This is a genomic window from Acidaminobacterium chupaoyuni, assembly GCF_047936785.1.
GTDB classification, from domain to species: Bacteria; Bacillota; Clostridia; order Oscillospirales; family Butyricicoccaceae; genus Acidaminobacterium; species Acidaminobacterium chupaoyuni.
The window spans coordinates 177,745-196,594 of sequence record NZ_CP176394.1 but is presented as its reverse complement, the minus strand read 5'-3'; the positions used below and the strand labels follow the sequence as shown (position 1 = coordinate 196,594).

Here is an 18,850-nt window from a genome sequence, read left to right as displayed (position 1 = left end):
CTCAGATCCTCATGGCGCAGAGAGAATGCCCTTTCGCAAGCGGCCCCTCTATTACTTCCATTTCCTGTTTTGAAACATATCTGATCGGCTTATGGCATCGTTTCGCTTCATTGATCTCGTCCATCATCCCGGCATAAATGGTTTCCCCGAATACCCACAGCTCATCGCATTTTGCGAGGAAGTTCTTTCCCATGGTAATGGCAAAGGTTCTGTCCGATGGATCGCTGTCATCCAACACATGGGGGTAAAGCAGATGTGGCGCAAAAAAAGCGTGCCCTTCGTTCATCACGAAACGACACGCATCCTTTGCAAAAACAATGTTTCTATCGATGTTCCCAGCGTAAGGGGATGCAACATAAATCAGTTTCATACTGCCACCTTTCTCTATTTTGGTACCGACTGTACGATGGTTCTTGTGGTGTTCACCGCCGCCTGTGCTGTGTAGACAGCACTCATAATATTTGCTCTGGTGCTGGTGTCCAAACCAAACGCACCGGCAATGCGCGGCACTTCACCCGCCGCCAGCATGAGGCCAAGCCCCAGCAGGCAGTGTTCGGGTATGACCATCAGACCCGCCACGAGTATTGTCGCCTGCAAAAAGGTCGTGAGGCACAGGCCGATGATTTGCTTGATCCATTGCGTGAACCCGTCCATGTAGCCTCTCGGTACGCTAAACATATACAGCGACCCGACCGCTATCTGAATGAGCAGGATGCCGCCACGCTTGAGGTTGGCAAAAAAGACCTTGATCACACTGTATCCCATCATAATGATAATAAACAGCACCATGATGGGGCTTGTGATGGCGCCCAGCCCGCCGAAGATGCCGGAACTCGTCACGCTGTCCAGCGACCCCGCGGTGTTAAGACTGTCGATGATGCCCATTGCCAGCGTGTCGATGCCCGAGCCGTAGCCTGTGATGCCGCTGGTGAGGCTGGCCTGCAGGCTGACGGAGAGCTTAAACAGCTCCACGGGTACGGTGGTGAACAAGCTGACCGCCAGAAAGCCTTTGAGGGCGTTGATGAGAGCATCTTTGACGCTGCCTCTGCCGTTTTGGTATTCGATGCCCGTTTCAAAGGCCGACACCACCAGCCCCACGCCGTAAAGCGCCCATGCCAGATAGCTGAAAAAGAGGACGATGGACTGTACCCACGACATACCGAACAATTCCACGCCCATATTGCCCATCTGAGCAAAGAAATCCCCGAGGAAGCCGACGACCTGACCATAGAACCAGTCTATGACCTGATCCATCACGTCCCCAAGCAGGAAATCCCATATAAACAATTGCTAATCTCACCTCGCTTTCATGAAGAGGGTATTCTTGTATTACATCTGCTGGCCGCCCATCGTCATCTCCATGGTGGGGGCCTGCTCCATCCGAAGCGGCTTGGAGAGCATACGCTCGATTGCCTCGGTGCTGTCGAAGAAACACAGATTCTCGTTGACGTATTGATTTTCATGGTAGAGCAGGACTCCACACAGCTCGCCCATGGTCTTGCAGGCTTCCAGTCCCGTGTCGAGCGTCTTGAGCGTGCCGATATGGAGAGCTTTGCGGCCGCTCTCATCGAACTTGCCCCGAAGGGAGCAGTCGATGTAAATGCCCTCTGACCCGCCGAAGTTGACTGCCGGCAGGAGGTCAAACTCATAGCTGCACAGCTTGCCGTTCTCCATATCATCAGCAAGAGAGTAATCCCCAATAGCATCAAAATGGACAAGATCGCCGTTCTCCGTGGCACGCGCCATGACCCGCTTGAACAATTCGCCTCCGGTCATGCGTTGCTTCTCAATGTCCTGCTGGATTGTTCTTGTATGCCGGTCTGCCAAGCGGTGCAAATCGTAGGGGGAATAAACTCCTTTCAGAATGTCCGCAACACTGCCAGCTCGCTCTGGCAGAGATTCCTTGATCCGTGTCAGACCTTCATCATCGGTTTTGCCAAGGATATATGCCAGCAGGCTCAGTTCTTTGACGCCACCCTCCATCGTTTCGGGCAAACAGCTGGCAAGCGCCTCATTTAACTCCGTATCTGGCGTTTCAAAAGTAGCAGAAGCCCGACCATAGACCATATAATACGGCATGGGCCTTTTCAGAAATTCTTCCGCACCAAGAGGCAGGGAAAGCTCCTGCACCTCTCCGTTACGAGTTGTAAGTGTAAGCCTACTCATTTTTTATCGCCTCACATTCCGAGAATTGTCCACACATACAGCGGAGCCGTCAGCGTGAACACAAGACAGGCAAACAGGATAGCAGGGCCGCTCCATTCAAACTGGCCGTGCTTCCTGTAGTCGAAATAGGCCATTCCGAGTTTGGCGAAAAAGAACACCGCCAGAATCAGGTCGATTGCCGGGAATACTACATTGTTTACTACCGTTTTGATCTGCGCAGATGCATCATTCCAAGTTCCTTCGATTGCACCCGCAACATCGCCGGTACCGGCTGCCATTGCAGTTGTACCCAACATACAGACCATAATCAGAGTGAGAACGAACGCGACAAAGAGTCTTTTACGGTTTTTCATAACTTTAGCCACCTTTCTCTTGAAGAGGAGACCGAAGGGATTCCCCCCTCGCAAGGCGGCTTCATGGCCGTGGGTGAGGAGTCCCAACGGCCGGTTCTATTTCTTGTTTTGTGCGATATTAAGGATTAGCGGGTGCGATATGCCATTCTTCCCACAGGTTTCCACGGATCGTTACCGTATCGGTCAGATTAAGGGACAGCATACCCGCCGGTGTCCAGCAGTCTAATACCCATGTGTATGGAGTATAGGCTCCATCCGGGAACCAGATAGGCGTAAAATGAGTACGACGGTTATAGGTACTGTAGCGGTTGTTATTGAACTCAAAGGAGGAGCTTTTGCCTGTGATCGTCCTGTCAAGCAAGCGCCAATAATCAAGGTATTGGAACTCAGGGAAATAGGTCCCGGCGTTCTGTGCGGCGGTGACCGCAGCGCTCTGGTCTGTTCGAACACGAGCGGTGACGCTCTCCTGGACACCGTAGCCGCTCTTGAGTGTGCTGCCTGTGGCGGTGGGACTCATATCGTCTGGAACAATGCTCATATCGGCGGTGAGGCTGGCAGAGAAACTCTCATAGTCGAATTCCCACCAGCCATGATCCTCCCACCAGCCATTGTCTACCCAATGATACCAGCGGTCACGATGGGTTTTCCCGTCAGCATCCGTCCAACGATCCGTGTGCCAGCACTTCTCCCAATTTTCGATCCATACCCAATATTCCTGCCACCAGGGAGACCAGATGCCCCAGTTTGCCGAGATCACTTCCTCTTTTAGGGGCGTGGAGGACGGGCGCGTGTAACTGTCATTCCGGTCATCTGCCACAGGGTTTGGTGGGTCGTTTCCACTGAGATCCGTAATGTTACATCTTACTATGCCCTGCGCCGTACCGGGTCCGGACACGCTAACCTGAATGTCAACCACACATGGCTCAGACGGTGTGTGCCAACGCACCCACGCAAGCTGACTGTCACCATCCGGATAAAAAACATTGCTGACGGTGTAGGTCGCGCCCTTGATTGTGAACTGAACACGGACGGGGTTGTCGGGATCTGCCTGACCGCCACTGACCTCTACCGAGGTGATGACATCGGTGTCCACACGGTATTCGTAGTCAAACTCGGTGATCTCGGGTAGGTCCGGCTGCTCAGTAAAACGGACAATGCCGATGCCAAGCGACGAGATGATATTCGCATTGCTGACAATCTTAGTTTTGCTGCCGTTCCAAGCGGGATAGCCGAGATCCGGTGTTTGCAGGAAGATAGCCAGCGGCAGGTTTTTATGGGTAAGTGAACCCATCCAGCTCCGCAATCGACCATTTTCCTGTTGGTCATACAATGCCGCCTCGGTTGCGGTCATGGCGTATTGAAGACCGCTATAGCAAAAATACGCCAGTGGCTCCACCATGAGCTTATATTCGCCACCAATGAGCGATTCGTAGTCAAAGCCGATATAACCACAGAGACTCCGTAGCACCTGTGCGTCGGTGAAATAACTTCGAATGGCTTCGATGCTTGCACCTGCGTTGCCAGAGGAAATAATGCGCGGAAGGCTTTGCGCCGGGTTTCGGTAGCTGTAGCTATTCACTTTCGGTGACAAACTTCTCCCGCCGTTGTAGCTCAGCTTGCAGACCTTGCCGAAGTCGATGATATTGGCTGATGGAGTTTTGTTCGTTAAATCAACTGAGGTGCTTGCAATGGAGTGTGAATCAGCTTCCACAATAGTCACGCGCACTCCATCCATGCCGGGGTTCCAATAGTTTGAGCTTGTGCCGTCGCCCATGCCGCCGCCACCGCCGTCGATGTTTGGGTCGCCGGTGGCGTAGGCTTGCATAGATATGCCGAACAGCAGGACGAGGCACAGAAAAAGTGAAAGAATGCGTTTCATTCAACACCTCCTGAAAAAGTAAGAGCGCAGCCGTTTGGCTGCGCTCGGTCATCTTGTGTAGGTCAGTCCATGATCCCTACCTTTTCTCCGCTTTCGTACATATCGTCCAGAGTGCCGCCCTCGTTGCCACCTCCGACATCAACATACCCGAAGCCCGGCACATACATCTGCCCATTTCCGTTGGTGCTGCCAGGAGCTGGGTCTGCCGGTGGTGTGACCGTGGTCTGATCCGGCGTATAGGTGGGCGGCGTTTCCGTATTGCGCTCAGATTCCGGAACAGCATCAGCGCTATGGTCATCATCAATGGGAACGGGCGGTTCGGGAGGCTGCGGCTTCACGGGGTCACCTTGTATGGTCTGTTCAGTGCCAGTGCTGTCCGCGCCCTCGCTCGGGTTCGTGTCATCATCCTTGCCTCCGGCATTGATCTGTACATTTACGGCAGGATTCTTGCCATCATCCGGCATATCGATGTCCACCACCGGGTCGGAGGTCTGCGGAGTATCGTTATTGAGGACGGGGTCTTTTGTCTGCGGCTGCCCGCCAAAGCGGGTCGTGATGCTCACGATGAGCGCCACGCAGACGAGTGCGCCGACCACGAGTAGCAGAGTCTTTTTTGTCTTATCTGTCATAGAGTTTTGCCTCCTTTGTGCGTGATTTCATGATATCCTTCTAATTTGCACCCTATCACATAAGAGTGCGGAAGTCTACTGATTTTGCAAGTTTTTTCAGAACAAAGGCATATATTTCGCCTGCACCTTGAGGGTCATGCGGATGGGTGGCAGTACGGTTCCCGCAAAGCGGGTGGGAATCTCCAGCACGATGGTCGCGTCGGCGAGATATCCCTCACTTTGGCCGGAGGCGAGTCCGTTGTTGGAAAGCGTCACTCGAAGCTCGGATACGGTGAACTCCAGCTCGTCCCCCGCGTATTTGGCGTATCCGTCGCCTATCGAAGTCAGCCCCATGGTGAGGGCGAGGTGCGTATAGACATCGCCGGCGTCTACGCTTTCCTCCCATGCGTCATCGGTGGGAAACCAGCCCGCCGCGTAGCCTTCACGCACGGAGTGGTACACATCGTCATAGTTGTCGTTGACGGTGGAGATCACCGCCTGCTGTACGGCGTCGCGGACGCCCTGCGCGATAATGCTCACACGGAAGTATTCGGAGATCCCGCAGAAGATGAACAGGAGCGCGAGAGTCACGGCGATGGTCAGAGGGAATCCATCGCCGCGCCCTCCTTTGAGGAGAAAGGACAGTTTTTTCATTTCCAATACACCTCGCTCTTGCCCGTTGCCTGCGCTGTCAGCTCTATGGGGAAGCTACCCAGCCCGCCGAACAGACCTATGTCCACATCCAGCGAGAGCGTCACAGTCACTTCCTCGTTGAGCTGGATGCGGCCAGTCCTCGACCATGTGATGTCCGGCTCAATGCCGAGGCGCTCGGAGAGAACGGCAGCGCGGGTGTTGGTTTCGCTGCCCACGCGCCCGGTTATCTCAGCCTCCCGCACCAGCTCAGCGGCGTAGGTATCGAGGTTCTGCTTGGCGATGAACACCGGCAGCACCCGGACGGCAAGGGCGATGACAAACATAGCACAGAGGATCAGCACCACCACATCGATATATCCCTCGCCGGGTTTTCCGGCTTTCAGCTTCTTCAGCATAGTGTTTGCCCTCCTTGATCGGGAGGCGCATATTCCGGGTCGAGGGCGTATTCCTGTTCGATGCCATGCATATCTCGCAGACTGGACAGCGCGTGTTCAAATTCATCGGAGTGGTCGACGTCTTGTTCCTCTGCCCATTTATCCCGCACGACCTCCAAGGGATTCTCAAAGCGGAGCAGGTACTCCATGTGCTCGGTATCGAAGTCGCCTGTGACCAGCTCATTGTAGCAGATGTTTGTCGCAACAATTTCATCCGCTTTCCCAACAATAAGCCCCGGACTCATCTGAAACAGCTTATTCTGATAATCCTGCATATTTTTTTCGACCTTTGCGAAAAGAGCCTCATAGATTTCTCGATCTGTCAATTTTCCTCACCTCCTATCAGAACAGCCCGCCAAGCGACCTGATGATCTCATACACGATGACCACGATATAGGTCAGCATGAAGCAGGCCAGCATGACAAACGAGAATACCCGGATCTTTGGGGGTATCTTCGCCGCCTTTGCCTTGAGCCTCTGCAGCTCCAACTGCTTGAGGTCATGGCTGAGCATCTGGAAATACATCCGTCCGTCGTCGCCCCGCAGCACCCCGATAAGCCCGCGGACGATGTCCGAGAGCATGGGCGACGCGATACGCCCCTCGAAACGAACCAGCGCCGCCTCGTAGGAGGACGAGCGCATATCCGCCGACAGCACCTCCAGCTCTGCGGCGAAGTCGGGTCCGGCATGGCGCTTGTAGTTTTCGAGGATACTCAGCACATCCCGGCTGGCCGCCAGCTCCTGTTCTATGGTGGAGACGAACCGGGGCAACTCGGCTTCGATGAGCTCACGCCGGGCGCCCACCTTTTCTTCCGCTTTCCGGCTCTCCTTGAAGTAGACCAGAATGGCGAGGATGACCATCACCGGGGCCAGGAGCGGCAGGATGGCGAGGCACGGGAGCGCGCAGAGCAGGATCACGCCGGGTTTGACCAACGTGTAGGCCGTGTAGACCTCCGGGGTCATGTCCATGCCCGCCGCGGAGAGCATCCGCTCCAAACGGTGCCGCTTGTACTCGTCCATGCGGATATACTTTGAGAGCTTGATCGACCAGCCAAGCAGGAGCGCGTCGATGGATTTCATCGACTTCTTATCCCGTCTGCCCGCCGAGAGAAGAGCCTTTTCCGTAGAGAGCCGGGGCAGCTTGAGGATATCCGCTGTGATGAAGAACAGCCCGGAGGCAACGGCCACGCCAAAAAGAAAGAGCAAAAATGTCATGTCCGTCACCTCCTGTATTCAATGGGCTGGGTCAGCTTCACCACAAATGCGAATGAGACAAAAATGGCGGCGGCGCAGACCGCCAGCACCGCCTGTCCGGGGAGGGTATGCATCAGCGTCCCGTACCAGTCCTTATTGATGAAGTATAAAAGCGGGATGTTCAGCACCACCAGCGCTGCCATGGTTATAAACTCCTTGCGGGGCCCGAACACGAGGTTTTCCAGCTCGCCGTTGACTACCCGCATATCCGACAGCTTACTGACGATGGGCGTGAGCGTTGTTTTGAGGCTGCGGTCATACTGACAGGCTGCGATGGCGTCGCACCACTCCCGCCAGACCTCGTTGTCTATGGAGGCTTTCAGCTCGGAGAGCGCCGCGTCCACATCGGGGTCTATATGCGTGATGCGTGTAAGAAAGCTCTGGAACACGCCGCGCACGGGCGGGTTCAGATAGGAGATATTCTCCTGCACTGCTGTCTGGATGTCCTCGTTTCTGAGGTAAGCGGTCGTGATAATGGAGAGTGCCGTTTCCAGCTCAGCGGACACATCCTTTTTGTAATGGCCGGCCGTGAGCTTCACATACCAAAACGGGACGAACGCCAGCCCCACGGCCAGTACGGGCACAAGGAACACATTGCCCATCATGATGGCGGCGGACGCGCCGATGGCGAAGAACAGAAGGGACGCGGCGCAGATCGTCGGGAACTTCTGCGCCTTGCCGGTGGCCTTGAGGATGCCCTGCGCCTCGGCGATCTCCCTGCGGAGGAAGGACAGCTTTTTGCGCCGTGTGGCCTTGTTGATGTCGCTGCGAATGCTTCTCGGAGCGGAGGTCAGGCGCTTGAACACAGCGTCGGTCAGCTCCATGGGGGAAAGCCTGAGAATGAAAAAAGCACCGGCGATCATGCCGATGCAGGCGATAAGCTGGAGCGTCGTCATGCGCTCACCTCCGTTTCCTTGGGCTGAAGCAGGGCTTCAAGCTGCGTTGCGGGCATACCGTTCTCAATGAGCCGCTTTTGCAGGCTTTTGGACGGCTCACAGACCTTTTCGTGATGCCCGTCTATGATGAATTTACCGTCCTCCAGACGGTTATCCGTGATGCGGTATCTGAAAAGCGTGTTGTAGCGCCGCGCCCCGTCCGGCAGGATCTCACATTCCGCGATCTCCATCATGCGGCGCTGTTTGTTTTCGAGCTGCTTACAGAAGACCACCAGCGGGTACGCCTCGGTGACATAGCCCATAAGCGTTTCGTCCGACATATCCACGGCGCGCTTGCACAGGGAAACCATGCGCCGGTAGGTCGCTTCGCAGGAGTTGGAGTGGATGGTGGTCAAAACGGCGAAGCCGATTCTGGCCGCCTCCTGCGCGGCGTTTGCCTCCGCGCCTCGCATTTCGCCGACCACCAAAATATCCGGGTTAAAGCGCAGGCAGATGTCCACAAGGGCGATCTGGTCTACCCGCTGGCGCTCGTTCTCGCTGTCGCGGGTCAGAGTATGCACCACGGAGTTGACCACCTTCCCGTCCTTCTCCCGCACCAACTGCAGCTCTCTGGAGCTGTTTTCGATGGTGAAGATACGCTTGTTGTCGGGAATGGTGGTCAGGAGCCAGCCCGCCACAGTGGTCTTGCCGGAGGAGGTGGCGCCGGCCACACAGATGGATATGCCATAGCGCAGGCAGGCGGCGAGGAAATCCAGCATTTCCGGGGTCGCTGTGCCGCCCTCTGTGAAATCCTCCCTTGTGAGCGTCTGGCGGTTGACGATTCTTATGGACGCCGCCACGCCAACATCCGCGTCCACGACCGGCGTTTTCACGGCGGCGATTCGAGTGTTGCGGGTCAGGTGGCCGGTGACGGTGGGGCTGGCGTTATCCAGCACCATGCCGGAGGCGTGCAGCATACGGCGAATGACATTGATGGCGTGTTCCGGCGAGTCGAAATGCTCAGAGAGCTTCTCACTGCGCCCGTCCGAATACTGCACCTCCACATCCCGCCAGCTATTGATGTTGATTTCCTCAATGCCCTCGCCGTAGATGTACTTGGTCAAAAAACCGTACTCGGCCATCTCGGAGTAAAGGGCTGCGATAAGCTCATCCGTATCCATACCCGCCACGGCGATGCGCTTATCCTGGACGAACTTGGCGATATAGCGTTTGAGCTGATCCCTCGCCTCGTCGCCGACCTCGATGATGAGGCCGGAATACTCGCTGGAGATGTACTCCTGCACATCCCGAAGCACGGAGGCAAAGTCCCGCCCTCCGACTTCCGGCGTAAAGAACAGGTTATGGGTACGGGCGGAAGCGCCGCTTTCCGACGCAAGCGTCCTCCGGGGATCATCGTCGTACTCGGGGAGTACCTTGGGCTTGGATTCGGGAACGGTTTCCATTACGGGAGGCTGTGCGGAAGGGCGTCTTTCCTCCACCGCCTGAACCATGGGCGTTTCCGATTCTGCTGCCGGGGCAAATATGGAGGCGCTTCGTTTCTTTCCTAACATCCGAACACCTCCCGGATGATTTTCTCGAGTTCCTTTCGGAACGGGCGGCTGTCCTTCATGGTCAGGTCAGCGAGGAGGTTTCCGGCGAGATACTGTTCCTCCAGCTCTGCCGAATACGGCAGCTTGAACGCCACGCTGCCCAGCACTTTGCCGATATGCTCGGCGGCCTGCTGGGGTTTGATGTTTGCCGCCACCTTGTACTGCTTATCCGCATCCCATTTGGCGTCCCCCAACAGGGGGAGCTGGCTGGAGAGGTAGCTGACAGATTTAAGGTCGCAGTTGGCAAGACGGAGAACGCTGTCGGCCTCCATCAGCGCCACGGCGGAGAGGATGTCGTTGGCGATATACGAGCCGCAGTCGATGACCACATAGGGCACAATCTCCCGCAGTCCGTCCAGCAGCTCCGTCGCCTGCTTCTCCGTATAGGGCGGGTAGGTGTACTCGTTTTCCCCCTTCTGCATCCCGAGGATCGTCAGATAGCCGAGCCGCTTGTGGGTGACGCAGTTGTGCTTGATGAGGCTTTCGCCTATCCTCGCGGCGGCGAGGATCGTGCCGAGGGAACGCTCACACTCCAGCTCCGAGCCGGGACAGATGCAGGGCAGCATGGGCGCGGTCATGTCGCAGAGGACGAGCGCCACATTGCGCTTCTTATACGCGAGGGCCTTGGCGAGCTTTACGGCGGTGACCGTCTTTCCGCTTCCCGGCGAGCCCCACACGGCGAGGACGCCGCCGCTGCTCTGCGCCTCCTGTTCGTAGTCATCTTCCGCGCCGCCGCGGTGAAAGATGCTCATTTTCTTAAAGTTCATCGTCTGCCGTCACCTCGCTTTCCGGGGAGGGAGCGGGATCGGCGGCCTCACTTTCGGCTTTATCGTCCGTTTCCGGTTCCGGCTCGGCGTACAGTTCTTCGATGAGCGCGTCCTGCGCCTCGATAAAGGCGGCGGCGTTCTCCGGCGCGCCGCGGTAGACGAGGGTGAGGTGGAGCTTCGCGTCCAGCTCCAGCGCGGCCAGCACCTTGGCCTGTTCGGGCGAGACGAGGAAGGTCACCGTTGAGGGCAGCTCCTTTTCATCCTCCACGGCCTCTCCTGTGTTGGCATCGTAGCCGGAGGAGGCGGTGACAGTGATGATCTCCACATACTGAAGCTCGGGCGGGATGACCGTTTCGCCGGTCTGCTGGAAATCCGCCACGACCACGGAGACAATATCGCCGGACCGGAGCTTGCCGGAGAGACCATTGGCAAAGGATTTGATGGTGACCGACATGGCCTGCTTCGACCCGTCGAGGCTGTAAAGGTAGGCGTTCTCGGCGGCGGGCGTTTCAGAGAGCTTGGTGGAGAGGATATAGTCCCCGACCGCCAGATCCGCTGTTGCGTACTTGCCGACCACGGTGTCCTTTTCCCTGATGATGTTGACGGGCAGATTGTAGCCTCCCACCTCCACGGTCTGCACCATGTCCTTGGTGATCTCCTCGCCGGCCTTGATCTCCTTGGCGACGCGGACGATCTCGGTTTTCTGGCTGATGCCCTGGTTGAAAAGCGGCGTAATGCCAAAGCAAATCACCAGCGCCACAATGATGCAGATGACGCCGATGACCGTGCGGTTCTTGAAAATACTCATGTTGGTAGACCTCCTGATTAGATGAAGTAAGCGGCGATGAAGCCGGCGGCAAGGAACGGCGCCAGCGGGTAGCTGACTTTCTTCTCTTTCTGCCGGAGTTTTCTGACGAAGGCTTCCGCAAGCCAATAGAGGCAGAACACGGACAGCCCCAGCATCAGCCCCAACGCGCCGGAAAAGAGTCCAAGCGTCAGGCAGGAGGCGGCGACCAGCATGGTATCGCCGGCGCCGCCTCTCTGGAAGCCCGAGGCGAGGAAAAACGGCACGGCGAGGATAGGCCCCCACAGCCTGACGGGGCTGAAATAGATCAGCCCCGTCAGCGCAAGGAGGATGCAGACGCTGTAAGGTATCGTCCGGCTCTTAAGGTCGGACGCAGCGGCCGCCAACAGCAGAGAGATAAAAAATGCCGCCCGAAGGATGGCCAGCATCTTAGCTCAAAGCGCCGGCGTAGTTGAACATATCCTTGATCTTCTGGTTGAGGGTAGGCATGACCACATCCCCGAACAAGGCGTACAGACCGGCCAGCAGGAGCGCGCCGAGGACGACGGCAATCAGGATCTTCACGGCGGTGTCGATATAGCCCTCGCCGGCGTTGCCGTACACAGCGCGGCGGGAAAAGCCGAGGAAACGGGAGAGGGCGAGTTTGGCTTTCTCAGCCACAGCCTTGGCAGTGTTATTCATGTTGATAAACAGCTTTTTCATACAGTAAATCCTCCTAAAAATGTTTTGTGTGGTGGTTACATAGTAGGCGCGGACATACCCTGCGCCTGTTCGGGGAACGGGGCGGCCTCCTGCCGCTGGCTCTGGAGCTGCGAGAGCTGGTGCTGGTATTTGCCCAGCACAGCTTTGTCGAACTCGATGCGCGACTCTTTGGTGCAGGGGAAGCAGATGTCCTTGTACTCGCCGTTGCCGGCCTTGTAGCTGGGCATGGATACGAAAAGGCCGCTGCTGCCCTCCATCACCTTGACTCCCCGGATGGCGAAAGCGTCGTTGATGTTGACCGAGGCGTTGGCGCGCAGAGAGCCCTCCGCACGAAACGAGTTGATCTTGACGTCGTACTTCATCGGGTAGGCGGGCGCGGTCTGCTCGGTGGCGGACTCCGTCTGCGCGGGGCCGGCTGCTTTAGTTTGGGATTTTGCCATAGCTGTTTTCCTCCTTTTTGAGATTTTGGGTATGAAAAAAGACAGCCTCCGCTGTCATGGGGAACTGGTTTGCCGCAGAGCCATATCCTGTGAGGGCATTTCCGGCTCAAAGGCGATCTCCTTGAACTGCGTGCGTCCAAGATGGTAAAAGGAGCTGCCGCCGCTGTCGTACAACTCCACGATATCCGATACAGCCAGCGGGTGGCCGCTGAAGCCGTTTGGCGCACGGTCGCCGAACTTGTCATAGATAGCTTCGAGGTCGTTGGTTTCGATCTGTCCGTCATAGACGGGCCGGTAATCCTCCGGCTTCGGTACGGGCAGGGGCTTGCCCGGACTCACCAGCGCCGCCCACGCTCCCGCCTCCGGCTTGAGCTGCCAGATGCGGCAGGACTTGAGCGGCGCGGCAGCCTCGCCCTGCGGGGTCATTACGGCGCCGCTAATGAGCCGGTCATATACACCGTCCGTCCACTGCACCGCGAGGCCGCTTCGCTTGGCGAAGGACTCCAGCTCGTCCGAGCGGAACATGGCGTCCAGCACGGCCTGTTCGCCGCTGTCGATATACCCCGCGGGGCTGCCGTAGTAGTAGATACATCCATTTCTCTGTTCGATGCCACGCATGGCGGCGCACCTCCTTTTTAAGTCATTTTCATCCCTCCAATTTCAGGAGCATCGCTCAACTCCTGCTTCGGAGCGGTGATCTGCTCCAGACGCTCCCGCGCCCACTGGGGAAGATACTCGTCCTTGAGAACGCCGACGAAATCGGAGCGGTTCCAGCGCGTCATCTCACCGTCGCCAAGGCAGGTCGAGCGGATGGAGCGTCCCCGTGCGTGGGGCCGACAGCCAAAGCCATCGTGGGCGTACCAGAGCTGATCTTCCTGATTCCAGCAGCTTTCCTTGAGAATATCCGGTGAGAGGACGAGGACTTTGCCGGTGTAATCGAGCTCGCTGGTATTTGCTTCGCAGTGGGCATGGTCGAATAGCCCCAGCGCCTGATACGCCCGCCGGTACTGATCGATAAAGACATTCAACACAGCGGGATGATTGGCGGCGCTGATCTCCGCGAGATGGTCGCGGGGAGCGTAGGTCTGCTTTGCCCAAGCCCGGTTCCCATCCGAGAAACGCCCGTCATACTCCAGATACTGCACGGTACTTGCCAGCACGAATCGCACCCGCTTGTAGCCATATTCTGCGATAACGCCGGCGGCGCAGCCGGGGGCGAGCGTGCTCCCGTCGTGATCCCGCGTGATGGCCGCTTCGATTGCCTTGCGGCAGTCCACATTGGCATCATGGCTTTTTTGCCACAGTTCCAGCTCGTTGCGGTCTTGCGCGTCCTTCCGCGACCATGGGTAGAGGTAGGCTTCATTCGCCATAGACGGTATCCTCGGCCATCAGGTGTTCTTCCAGCACATCGAGACAGATGCCGGAATCAGACAGCATTTCAAGAAAATCGTCCGGGATATCTGTCAAATCATGTTCATAGCAAGCCGGACCCACGAGAATCAACCCATTATCGTGGTCAGCGCAAGCCCGAGTTTCGTGTTTCGGGGTAGTCCGAGTTCAACTAACAGCTCGGGGGGCACAACTATGCCACACTTGTTTTCATTGGCACAGTCGCCGCAGCCATCACAAGTACCACACGCTTTTGCCAGCTGAACAACAAGAAACTCGGACATCTTGTTGAGGTCGAGGATTACCTCAATCAGCTCATAAGCGGTCAACTTCCCTTGGAGAACTGCCACACAATGCCGGAGCTGATGCAATTCTGCGCACTGGGCAGCCGAGATCCCGCTTTCCTCCAAAACTTCAGACGGAATTACCATGCGAGAATCAGGACTGGATTCTTTAAATTTCAGTTCGTGTTCCATTCTGCTTCCTCCATTACTTCTTCATTTGTTTTTCTGGAAAAGTCGAATAGTGTCATCTGACTTGGTTCGTGTCTCTCTCTTTCACTGAGATCATAATTTCCAATAATCAGTTCGGAGAACTGACTGTTCGGATCATACCTCTGCTTGATGTTATTGATCCTGGTGGTTTCAAAGATGTGAATCCCAGGCGCATCGTACAACTCTCTGATGAATTCATCATCGTTATATGAGAGCAGAAATTTCCCATCAATGCGAAGGAGTGCATCTCTTAGCCGTATATGGTCTTTCTCCGTGAACCCGCCTTCTCCAACATTCTTATAGTAGCTTTCAGTCGCATGATAGGGTGGATCGCAATAGAAAAAGCTCACCGGCCGGTCATACTGCCGAATGAGCTTTTCAAAGTCCTTGTTCTCAATTACTACCTTTGCCAAACGACGATGCGCCTGCTCGATAAGCGGAAAGTTAGCGCGCATATCATGGGGCTGGCTGCCAAAGCTGTCGAGGCTGCTGGCATAGGAATACCGAATAAGCTGATAAAACCATGCTGCCTTCTGCACATCATTTTTAGGGCTATCACGAGCGAGCGCATCTCGCACTAACTCAAAATCCTCCCGCGAATTAAGCACATATTGCAAGGCGCTCATCAGCTCCTGCGGCTTATCCCGAACGCAGCGGTATAAATTGACTAACAGACTGTTGAAATCGTTATAAACCTCAAAATCATTTCCGGGTGGTTTGGCAAATAGAATCCAACCGCCCCCTCCGAATACTTCGATATATCGTTCGTAGTACAGTGGAAACATAGGCAGGATTGTGTCGCGCAAAGCCTTTTTCCCGCCAATCCAACTCATAAAGCTATTCAGAGGTCATCGCCTCCCTCCAAGGGGAGAGAAGTCTGATTGTTATCAAAGCGGGAGCGCGCTTTTTTTAGCCCGCGAATCGCGCCGCTAATTCCAGCGATTCGGCTGGACATATGGCGTATTGTCTGGAGCAACTCTTCATCCGTTTCGGCAAAGAAATAACCTTTTGCGTTACTACAGATAGGAACGCCCTCGCGCCGGAGGGTATTGACCAAAGCTCGCAGTTCCGCGCCCTTGATTCCAAATGCGGTTTCAAGTTCTCGGCTTACCGCCGCATACTGCTCTCCACAATGAAAGATCTCCATATATTCAGCGAGTTCACTTTTCAGCATTTATGCCTCCTTTCCGGGGTCGTTTTTCCGAAAAAGAGCACAAAAAGAAGGGGCCGTTATCCCTTTCGGAAAACGGCCCCTTGCGTGTGCGAATTATTCTTCTATATTCTGTTCTCTGCTGCAATCCTTTCTGTGTTTTATTCCAGCACCATGCCGTGAAGCGTATCCATGCTGTGTCTGGGAACCGCTCCAATCTTGCCAATGTACGCTTGCCCGTCCTCCGAAAGAACAAAGCCTTTCTTTTCTATCATATCGGCGGCATACTGTTCGAAGTCGAATGCGGCTGCGACCGCATCCGACAGCTTGACACCGCGCTTTTTTAGATCACCCATTGCGTATTCTTTCAGTCCGGATAAAGGAACCAACTCATATCGGTTCAGGTTTTCTGCAACATCCAGTGCCTCGCCGAGAGAGGTGCATCCCTCATATTCCATTGCTCCGTGGAATAGCTCCATAAACATCCGCATCCCCTGGCCTCGCTCATCGAGGACATACCCGAGGTTGTTTCCGTCGTAGATCAGGTCCGCGATGCTGTCGTATTGAGAAACAAGGTCGCCGGCATGAGGGAGGATACACTTTGCCTCTAACACATGACACTCGTCCACGCGCAACGCTTCCAAAGCAGTCAGCGCAATCTTGATCTCGTCCGGCTTACCGTCGTTTGCATCCTGATAATCCGGCAGTCGCAGCCATACGCCCTCCGGGTGGTCGGACGAGGCCAGCTTGAGTTTGACACTCCAGCTATCGTCGGTGAGCTGGTCGAGGTTTGTGCCATCGTAGTAGGGCCAGAGCCCGTCCTCTGAGATCTCGATGTAGTTCCCGTCCACAAACACGCCGGGGTGCTGCACCATATATTTTCCCGCCAGCTTTTCGGTGTCGATAAAACCCATATACTCCTGAGATATGCACTCGACCTCCCGCGCAACGAACACGCCGAGACCATCCTCTTTGCCAATGTCAAAGCAGATGTCGCAGTCGTGGATATTCTGGACGAGGTTTACCACATCCATGCCGCTTTTCGGCGGGGCGTAGACCGTCAGGCCGTTCAGAATAAGGCGCTCCTTGACGGACATATCTGACAGGCGCTCGTCCAGCCAGTGTTTCTCGGCAGGCGTGATCTCGGTGAGATGCAAGGTTTTCAGATAATCGTCCATTACATCATCTCCATTCCGCTCTGCGTCTGCTGCTCAAAAGGGGCGTTCATGGGTTGACCGTCTTGCCGCTCAACAAGGCCATACTGTGAGATGGCTGAGTGATCGCGTTTCAGAATGTCCTTGCCGTAGCCGATGAGGTCGGTGTGCTTCGCCAAAAGTGCCGCATCCTCGTTCGACATCATGAATTTCATTTCATCCATCGCCAAATCGCGGAAGCCGCTGACGCTTTCCGTGAACACGAAATCGTCCATGTGTCCGGCCAGCTCAACGGCTTCCTCCAGTGCGTTACACCCGGTGGCGTGAAGAATAGCCTTGTACTTCCGCATCGGCTTATCCCCGATGTTTTGGAGCATCTCCGCAAAGTCGCTGACCGATTGAAGGTCAGCGACATCGATGGTGGCCATGAGCTGCGGGACGCGGCAGTCCACGCAATGATGTGAGGACGCTTCCGGCAGATTGGCGCTGGGCAGCTCCAAGCGGTTTCCGTCCGGCAGTTCCAGCAGTATTTGATAAAACGGCGTCTGGATACGGAAGTTCATATCCTTGTAGACCTCGTTCAGCTCGCTGTGCTGAACCACATAGCCATGCTCTGTAAACACGCCGCCCTCGCCATGGCGCTGCTCCCGTCCGATACGCTCAAAATCCAGCAGATCAAAGAGCCGGTCAGAAAGGTTATCCACCTCCGGCACAAAGCCGTTCTCAGCGTAATACCGTCCGAGCTGGGAGTCATTCAGCGCCTCGTCTACCACATGGCAGCAGTCGGCGCTGTAGGCGAGGTCGATGAGCTTGGCGAGTGAAACGGGACCGTCTTTCTTCGCTGCCTCCATTTTCAGAAGCCCCTCAAAGGCTGCGCTCTGCCGGTCGTTCAGCTCCGAGAGCTTCTGGCACAGTGCGTTCAGCTCGGCAAGGTTATCCGCATCGCTGATGTACGGCTCCATGGACTCAAAGGCATGGTATTCCTCAACTTGAAAGTACAGCTCGTCGCCCTGCTGCACCCGTGCCTTATCAAGCGCGTCGAAAAACTCAAAGGGGGTGGCGGGGAGCGTCAGTGTGGCATACGCCTCGCTCTCCGGCGCGTCAGCTTTGGCGATGTAAACATCCATGATCTTAGCCAAGAGTCATCCCTCCCATCTGCGGTGCATCCTGCTCATAAAACTTCGGGTCTGCGCCGGGGATGGCCCATCCGTGCATACTGCCGCACTCCATCGCCTGACGCTGCGCCTCCGTCACGCCGAGACGCTGGTTGTTGTAGTCTGCCAGCTCCTGATTGTGCGCCTTATCTCCGGTATTCCAATCCGATGGGTAATAGCCGCTTTCGCCCCGCTTGATGCAGATGAGATCGCCGGTGGAGGGGAGGACGGAAAAGCACATCTTTGGTAAGCCCGTTGCCACTTTGATGTCAAACTGTTCCTGCTCGGTCTGGATGCTCCAGCCATCACCACTGCCCCAGAGGTGGGCATACAGTTCGCTGCCGTTGCTCAGCCGGATCTCTCGTTGCTCGAAGCCCTCACCGAAACCGTCCGAAGCCTGTCCGGTGACATATTCCTTGAGTGTTTCCAGCTCATCCGGGGTCAGTTCACCAACCACCTTGCACTCGGCCACGCCCCACAGCCTGTGGTTACGGGATTCCACGGAGAAGGCAAACGCCTGCACCTTCTGATTGACGCTGTCATCCTCATGGTAGTAATGCATGAGGCCGCGGTCTGTTTCCTCTGGCAGACGCTCCCGCACTATGGCAGCGGCGATATTGTCGGCGTATTCCACCGCTGCGTAGCTGTCCAGCTCCACCGGTTCGTTCTCCAGATCGCCCCACTGATTGCGCTCATAGATGTCTGCGGTCATGGGCATATACAGCTTGAGCAGATGTGTCTGGGGTGGCAGGACGGTGAAGCTGTCCTCGCCCATGACCAGCCCAAGCCCACGTCCGTTATCCCACTTCACATGAAAAGTGCCGATGTCATCGATGTTGGTCAGCGTACCCATGGTACCGGGTTCTACCGGGTGATAGGGGTCTTTCATCTCTCTGAGCCTGATCCGGCTTCCCACGGGATATTGCTCCCGTAGGAACTTCAGCCAGTTCTGATCTACCATT

At 56.0% G+C, this 18,850-nt stretch carries 25 protein-coding genes; all 25 read right to left on the bottom strand.

Annotation, left to right across the window (positions count from 1 at the left end; genetic code table 11):
• Nucleotide 1: 1 nt before the first annotated feature.
• Nucleotides 2-370: a DUF7768 domain-containing protein gene (locus ACJA3I_RS00970; protein WP_458862907.1), complete on the bottom strand. Its 369-nt coding sequence runs from the start codon at nt 368-370 to the stop codon at nt 2-4.
• Nucleotides 371-384: 14 nt separating this feature from the next.
• Complete coding sequence (locus ACJA3I_RS00965) at nt 385-1,287, bottom strand: conjugal transfer protein TrbL family protein (RefSeq protein WP_458862906.1); 903 nt, start codon at nt 1,285-1,287, stop codon at nt 385-387.
• Between the two features lie 42 nt (nt 1,288-1,329).
• Complete coding sequence (locus ACJA3I_RS00960; RefSeq protein WP_458862905.1) at nt 1,330-2,166, bottom strand: hypothetical protein; 837 nt, start codon at nt 2,164-2,166, stop codon at nt 1,330-1,332.
• A gap of 11 nt (nt 2,167-2,177) precedes the next feature.
• Nucleotides 2,178-2,519 (bottom strand): DUF3852 domain-containing protein, encoded by a 342-nt coding sequence (locus ACJA3I_RS00955; RefSeq protein ID WP_458862904.1) that lies wholly within the window; start codon nt 2,517-2,519, stop codon nt 2,178-2,180.
• A gap of 118 nt (nt 2,520-2,637) precedes the next feature.
• Complete coding sequence (locus tag ACJA3I_RS00950; RefSeq protein ID WP_458862903.1) at nt 2,638-4,398, bottom strand: hypothetical protein; 1,761 nt, start codon at nt 4,396-4,398, stop codon at nt 2,638-2,640.
• 62 nt (nt 4,399-4,460) lie between these two features.
• Nucleotides 4,461-5,027: a DUF6550 family protein gene (locus tag ACJA3I_RS00945; RefSeq protein ID WP_458862902.1), complete on the bottom strand. Its 567-nt coding sequence runs from the start codon at nt 5,025-5,027 to the stop codon at nt 4,461-4,463.
• A 96-nt stretch (nt 5,028-5,123) separates the two neighbouring features.
• Entirely contained in the window at nt 5,124-5,660 is a 537-nt protein-coding gene (locus ACJA3I_RS00940) for a hypothetical protein (RefSeq protein WP_458862901.1), read from the bottom strand.
• Nucleotides 5,657-6,055 (bottom strand): DUF4320 family protein, encoded by a 399-nt coding sequence (locus ACJA3I_RS00935; protein WP_458862900.1) that lies wholly within the window; start codon nt 6,053-6,055, stop codon nt 5,657-5,659. Before ACJA3I_RS00935 ends, ACJA3I_RS00940 begins: the two co-directional genes overlap by 4 nt.
• A complete protein-coding gene (locus tag ACJA3I_RS00930) occupies nt 6,049-6,420 on the bottom strand; it encodes a DUF3848 domain-containing protein (RefSeq protein ID WP_458862899.1) in 372 nt (123 codons plus the stop codon). Before ACJA3I_RS00930 ends, ACJA3I_RS00935 begins: the two co-directional genes overlap by 7 nt.
• Before the next feature lie 16 nt (nt 6,421-6,436).
• On the bottom strand, nt 6,437-7,309 hold the full coding sequence (locus tag ACJA3I_RS00925) for a secretion protein F (protein ID WP_458862898.1): 873 nt from the start codon (nt 7,307-7,309) through the stop codon (nt 6,437-6,439).
• A 5-nt stretch (nt 7,310-7,314) separates the two neighbouring features.
• Nucleotides 7,315-8,244, bottom strand: coding sequence for a type II secretion system F family protein (locus tag ACJA3I_RS00920; protein ID WP_458862897.1), 930 nt, complete (start codon nt 8,242-8,244; stop codon nt 7,315-7,317).
• A complete protein-coding gene (locus ACJA3I_RS00915; RefSeq protein WP_458862896.1) occupies nt 8,241-9,794 on the bottom strand; it encodes an ATPase, T2SS/T4P/T4SS family in 1,554 nt (517 codons plus the stop codon). Before ACJA3I_RS00915 ends, ACJA3I_RS00920 begins: the two co-directional genes overlap by 4 nt.
• Nucleotides 9,788-10,600, bottom strand: coding sequence for a nucleotide-binding protein (locus ACJA3I_RS00910; RefSeq protein WP_458862895.1), 813 nt, complete (start codon nt 10,598-10,600; stop codon nt 9,788-9,790). The genes ACJA3I_RS00915 and ACJA3I_RS00910 overlap by 7 nt, the downstream gene beginning before the upstream one ends.
• Nucleotides 10,590-11,408: a Flp pilus assembly protein CpaB gene (gene cpaB, locus ACJA3I_RS00905; RefSeq protein WP_458862894.1), complete on the bottom strand. Its 819-nt coding sequence runs from the start codon at nt 11,406-11,408 to the stop codon at nt 10,590-10,592. Before cpaB ends, ACJA3I_RS00910 begins: the two co-directional genes overlap by 11 nt.
• A 17-nt stretch (nt 11,409-11,425) precedes the next feature.
• The gene (locus ACJA3I_RS00900; protein ID WP_458862893.1) at nt 11,426-11,833 is read right to left on the bottom strand and encodes a prepilin peptidase; all 408 of its coding nucleotides are present in this window, start codon (nt 11,831-11,833) and stop codon (nt 11,426-11,428) included.
• A 1-nt stretch (nt 11,834) separates the two neighbouring features.
• Complete coding sequence (locus ACJA3I_RS00895; protein ID WP_458862892.1) at nt 11,835-12,107, bottom strand: DUF6133 family protein; 273 nt, start codon at nt 12,105-12,107, stop codon at nt 11,835-11,837.
• 35 nt (nt 12,108-12,142) lie between these two features.
• Complete coding sequence (locus ACJA3I_RS00890; RefSeq protein WP_458862891.1) at nt 12,143-12,547, bottom strand: SpoVG family protein; 405 nt, start codon at nt 12,545-12,547, stop codon at nt 12,143-12,145.
• Nucleotides 12,548-12,601: 54 nt separating this feature from the next.
• Nucleotides 12,602-13,165, bottom strand: coding sequence for a YodL domain-containing protein (locus ACJA3I_RS00885; RefSeq protein ID WP_458862890.1), 564 nt, complete (start codon nt 13,163-13,165; stop codon nt 12,602-12,604).
• A 17-nt stretch (nt 13,166-13,182) separates the two neighbouring features.
• Nucleotides 13,183-13,917 carry a DUF3849 domain-containing protein gene (locus ACJA3I_RS00880; protein ID WP_458862889.1) on the bottom strand — a complete coding sequence of 245 codons (735 nt, stop codon included), beginning with the start codon at nt 13,915-13,917 and terminating at the stop codon, nt 13,183-13,185.
• 129 nt (nt 13,918-14,046) lie between these two features.
• Nucleotides 14,047-14,412, bottom strand: coding sequence for a hypothetical protein (locus tag ACJA3I_RS00875; RefSeq protein ID WP_458862888.1), 366 nt, complete (start codon nt 14,410-14,412; stop codon nt 14,047-14,049).
• On the bottom strand, nt 14,397-15,263 hold the full coding sequence (locus tag ACJA3I_RS00870) for a DNA adenine methylase (RefSeq protein ID WP_458862887.1): 867 nt from the start codon (nt 15,261-15,263) through the stop codon (nt 14,397-14,399). Before ACJA3I_RS00870 ends, ACJA3I_RS00875 begins: the two co-directional genes overlap by 16 nt.
• A gap of 8 nt (nt 15,264-15,271) precedes the next feature.
• On the bottom strand, nt 15,272-15,604 hold the full coding sequence (locus ACJA3I_RS00865) for a hypothetical protein (protein WP_458862886.1): 333 nt from the start codon (nt 15,602-15,604) through the stop codon (nt 15,272-15,274).
• 137 nt (nt 15,605-15,741) lie between these two features.
• Nucleotides 15,742-16,758, bottom strand: coding sequence for a hypothetical protein (locus ACJA3I_RS00860; RefSeq protein ID WP_458862885.1), 1,017 nt, complete (start codon nt 16,756-16,758; stop codon nt 15,742-15,744).
• A complete protein-coding gene (locus ACJA3I_RS00855; protein ID WP_458862884.1) occupies nt 16,758-17,873 on the bottom strand; it encodes an antirestriction protein ArdA in 1,116 nt (371 codons plus the stop codon). Before ACJA3I_RS00855 ends, ACJA3I_RS00860 begins: the two co-directional genes overlap by 1 nt.
• Nucleotides 17,866-18,849, bottom strand: a complete 984-nt coding sequence (locus ACJA3I_RS00850) for a DUF4314 domain-containing protein (protein WP_458862883.1) — start codon at nt 18,847-18,849, stop codon at nt 17,866-17,868. Before ACJA3I_RS00850 ends, ACJA3I_RS00855 begins: the two co-directional genes overlap by 8 nt.
• Nucleotide 18,850: the final 1 nt, after the last annotated feature.

Excerpts from the sequence above, each read along its gene's own strand:
- ACJA3I_RS00970 (WP_458862907.1), bottom strand. The coding sequence starts at position 370 with ATGAAACTGATTTATGTTGCATCCCCTTACGCTGGGAACATCGATAGA.
- ACJA3I_RS00960 (WP_458862905.1), bottom strand. The coding sequence starts at position 2,166 with ATGAGTAGGCTTACACTTACAACTCGTAACGGAGAGGTGCAGGAGCTT.
- ACJA3I_RS00955 (WP_458862904.1), bottom strand. The coding sequence starts at position 2,519 with ATGAAAAACCGTAAAAGACTCTTTGTCGCGTTCGTTCTCACTCTGATT.
- ACJA3I_RS00950 (WP_458862903.1), bottom strand. The coding sequence starts at position 4,398 with ATGAAACGCATTCTTTCACTTTTTCTGTGCCTCGTCCTGCTGTTCGGC.
- ACJA3I_RS00945 (WP_458862902.1), bottom strand. The coding sequence starts at position 5,027 with ATGACAGATAAGACAAAAAAGACTCTGCTACTCGTGGTCGGCGCACTC.
- ACJA3I_RS00940 (WP_458862901.1), bottom strand. The coding sequence starts at position 5,660 with ATGAAAAAACTGTCCTTTCTCCTCAAAGGAGGGCGCGGCGATGGATTC.
- ACJA3I_RS00935 (WP_458862900.1), bottom strand. The coding sequence starts at position 6,055 with ATGCTGAAGAAGCTGAAAGCCGGAAAACCCGGCGAGGGATATATCGAT.
- ACJA3I_RS00925 (WP_458862898.1), bottom strand. The coding sequence starts at position 7,309 with ATGACATTTTTGCTCTTTCTTTTTGGCGTGGCCGTTGCCTCCGGGCTG.
- ACJA3I_RS00920 (WP_458862897.1), bottom strand. The coding sequence starts at position 8,244 with ATGACGACGCTCCAGCTTATCGCCTGCATCGGCATGATCGCCGGTGCT.
- ACJA3I_RS00915 (WP_458862896.1), bottom strand. The coding sequence starts at position 9,794 with ATGTTAGGAAAGAAACGAAGCGCCTCCATATTTGCCCCGGCAGCAGAA.
- ACJA3I_RS00910 (WP_458862895.1), bottom strand. The coding sequence starts at position 10,600 with ATGAACTTTAAGAAAATGAGCATCTTTCACCGCGGCGGCGCGGAAGAT.
- cpaB (WP_458862894.1), bottom strand. The coding sequence starts at position 11,408 with ATGAGTATTTTCAAGAACCGCACGGTCATCGGCGTCATCTGCATCATT.
- ACJA3I_RS00900 (WP_458862893.1), bottom strand. The coding sequence starts at position 11,833 with ATGCTGGCCATCCTTCGGGCGGCATTTTTTATCTCTCTGCTGTTGGCG.
- ACJA3I_RS00895 (WP_458862892.1), bottom strand. The coding sequence starts at position 12,107 with ATGAAAAAGCTGTTTATCAACATGAATAACACTGCCAAGGCTGTGGCT.
- ACJA3I_RS00890 (WP_458862891.1), bottom strand. The coding sequence starts at position 12,547 with ATGGCAAAATCCCAAACTAAAGCAGCCGGCCCCGCGCAGACGGAGTCC.
- ACJA3I_RS00885 (WP_458862890.1), bottom strand. The coding sequence starts at position 13,165 with ATGCGTGGCATCGAACAGAGAAATGGATGTATCTACTACTACGGCAGC.
- ACJA3I_RS00880 (WP_458862889.1), bottom strand. The coding sequence starts at position 13,917 with ATGGCGAATGAAGCCTACCTCTACCCATGGTCGCGGAAGGACGCGCAA.
- ACJA3I_RS00875 (WP_458862888.1), bottom strand. The coding sequence starts at position 14,412 with ATGGAACACGAACTGAAATTTAAAGAATCCAGTCCTGATTCTCGCATG.
- ACJA3I_RS00870 (WP_458862887.1), bottom strand. The coding sequence starts at position 15,263 with ATGAGTTGGATTGGCGGGAAAAAGGCTTTGCGCGACACAATCCTGCCT.
- ACJA3I_RS00865 (WP_458862886.1), bottom strand. The coding sequence starts at position 15,604 with ATGCTGAAAAGTGAACTCGCTGAATATATGGAGATCTTTCATTGTGGA.
- ACJA3I_RS00860 (WP_458862885.1), bottom strand. The coding sequence starts at position 16,758 with ATGGACGATTATCTGAAAACCTTGCATCTCACCGAGATCACGCCTGCC.
- ACJA3I_RS00850 (WP_458862883.1), bottom strand. The coding sequence starts at position 18,849 with ATGGTAGATCAGAACTGGCTGAAGTTCCTACGGGAGCAATATCCCGTG.